A 2,316-nucleotide genomic window follows, 5' to 3' on the forward strand; every position below is an offset into this window, starting at 1 on the left:
AATTATTGATAGGACTGGACATGACAAAACAAACTCATGTTGAACAACGTGCCGAGGTGCACATTTTTGCCGGCAGTGATACTGCGCATACGGCACAGGGGGTCAATGGCATTGCCACTGCCACTCCTGAATTAACCCCACTGATGTTGGATGATGCTACGGGCAAATTAGTGGTATGGGATGGACAAAAATCCGGCACAGCGGTGGGCATTTTAGCCTTAGCATTAACCGGTAATGAAGCCCATTTGACGTACTACAAAAGTGGGACGTTTGCGACTGGTGCATTGCACTGGCCTGACTCGGTGGATGCCGTCAAAAAAGCCAATGCGTTCATTGGGTGTGCAATCAGCCATCGTTAATGTTGAGATTAAAGGAAAAAAGAGACATGGGATTATTTTCAACCCGTCAATTACTGACTTATACCGAAGAGAAAGTGAAATTTCGTGCGCTATTTTTAGAGCTGTTTTTTAAGCGCACAATTACGTTTGATACCCCAGAGGTGATGCTGGACAAAATCACCGGAAAAACACCGATTGCGGCGTATGTCTCTCCCATCATTGAAGGTAAGGTGCTTCGTCACCGTGGTGGCGAAACACGAGTACTGCGCCCGGGATACGTGAAGCCCAAGCATCGTTTTGATTACCAGCAGGCGGTTGAGCGTTTACCGGGGGAAGATCCTGCGCGTTTGAATGACCCTGCTTATCGCCGTTTACGCATTTTGACCGATAACTTGAAACAAGAAGAACACGCGATTGTGCAAGTGGAAGAGATGCAGGCGGTGTCGGCGGTGTTAAATGGGCGTTACACGATGGCGGGGGAGCAGTTTGAGACGGTGGAGGTGGATTTTGGTCGCTCAGCCAAAAACACTATCACCCAAACTGGCGGGGCAGAGTGGTCGCAACAAAACACGGAGACCTTTGATCCGACCCATGACTTAGATGCGTACTGTGATTTGGCTTCGGGGACGGTCAATATTGCCATCATGGATGGTTCGGTGTGGCGTTTATTGAACAGTTTTAAATTGTTCCGTGAAAAGCTGGATACGAGCCGTGGCTCTAAATCTGAGTTAGAAACCGCGACCAAGGATTTGGGGGCAGTGGTGTCATTCAAAGGTTATTACGGTGATTTAGCGATTATGGTCGCCAAGACGACTTATGTCGATGAAAAAGGCGAGACTCAACGTTATCTGCCGGAAGGGACATTGATTTTAGGCAATACAGAAGCGAATGGTATTCGCTGCTACGGGGCTATCCAAGATTCCCAAGCGCTAAGTGAAGGCATTACATCCGCCGTGCGTTATCCAAAACACTGGGAAGTCACCGGGGATCCGAGCTGTGAATTTACCATGACGCAATCCGCGCCGTTGATGGTTTTACCGGATCCGGATGTGTTTGTGGTAGTCCAGGTTAAGTAAATGACGGCGGGGAAACCCGCCGATTTTTATGTAAGGGGATATCGCATGACTAAAGCACAAATGATCGCTCGCTTAAAAGTGCTGGCGAAAATATTGGGGCGTGATGTGGATACGTCCGGTACGCAAGCGGAGTTGGAGCAACGATTGATGGAGTGGGAAGAGGAAGCGGCATCTTTACCGTCTACAGAGGCGAACTCCTCCGAATTGAAGGGCGTCACATCACAAAAAAACGAGCCTGTGCCGACAAAGGGCGATGGGGTGTGGGTCAGAATGTTGGCGTCTTGCCATCTCGTGGCACTCAATGGATCGGGCTTTCCTCAATCGCAACTGACGGTAACCGGTCAACGTGTTTTCATTGAGGCGTATCGCGTCAATGAATTGGTGAATGCGGGGCTGGCTGTGGTGAGTGAGTACGACGATGCGTGACAATCCGTTTGATCGCGCCATGGCAAAAGCCGACAACGCTATTTTACAACACTTAGGACGGCAATGTTGGATTGAGATTGCCGGGCGAAAAATTTCCCTTCGCGGGGTGTTGGATGAGCCGGTTGCCGATGTGCAGTTGAAACGTCAAGCGGGACAGATCCACGATGTGGCGCCTCGTTTATTTGTGAAGTCGTCCGATATTGCCGGTATGACGCCCAAGGCTCGCGTTGATATTGGGGGACAGACATATTGGGTGGTGACCCTTGATCCGGATGATAATGGGTATTGTTATTTAACGTTAGCCAGAGGGAAACCGGGTCATGCGTATGTCACGCCTGAATGGGGGTAAGTGATGACAACGCGTCATTTATTGTTTGATATTGATGTGGATGCCTTGCGTCAGATAGTGGAGCAGGTTGGGGCAACACAACATCAATACCGATTAGCGTATTCGCGCGCGTTAAAGCGAACCGCTT

At 49.7% G+C, this 2,316-nt stretch carries 4 protein-coding genes; all 4 read left to right on the plus strand.

Annotated elements, in window-relative coordinates:
* The first annotated feature begins 20 nt into the window (after positions 1-20).
* The 4 genes from PROVALCAL_RS16290 to PROVALCAL_RS16305 are packed head-to-tail and all read left to right on the plus strand — an operon-like array spanning position 21 to position 2,189.
* A complete protein-coding gene (locus PROVALCAL_RS16290) occupies positions 21-359 on the plus strand; it encodes a head decoration protein (protein WP_039862262.1) in 339 nt (112 codons plus the stop codon).
* 26 nt (positions 360-385) lie between these two features.
* A complete protein-coding gene (locus PROVALCAL_RS16295) occupies positions 386-1,414 on the plus strand; it encodes a major capsid protein (protein WP_039862260.1) in 1,029 nt (342 codons plus the stop codon).
* 45 nt (positions 1,415-1,459) lie between these two features.
* Positions 1,460-1,840, plus strand: coding sequence for a DNA-packaging protein FI (gene gpFI / locus PROVALCAL_RS16300; RefSeq protein WP_050788087.1), 381 nt, complete (start codon positions 1,460-1,462; stop codon positions 1,838-1,840).
* Positions 1,833-2,189, plus strand: coding sequence for a head-tail joining protein (locus PROVALCAL_RS16305; protein WP_006660432.1), 357 nt, complete (start codon positions 1,833-1,835; stop codon positions 2,187-2,189). Before gpFI ends, PROVALCAL_RS16305 begins: the two co-directional genes overlap by 8 nt.
* The last annotated feature ends 127 nt before the right edge of the window (positions 2,190-2,316 follow it).

The sequence above is a fragment of the Providencia alcalifaciens DSM 30120 genome (assembly GCF_000173415.1).
GTDB classification, from domain to species: Bacteria; Pseudomonadota; Gammaproteobacteria; order Enterobacterales; family Enterobacteriaceae; genus Providencia; species Providencia alcalifaciens.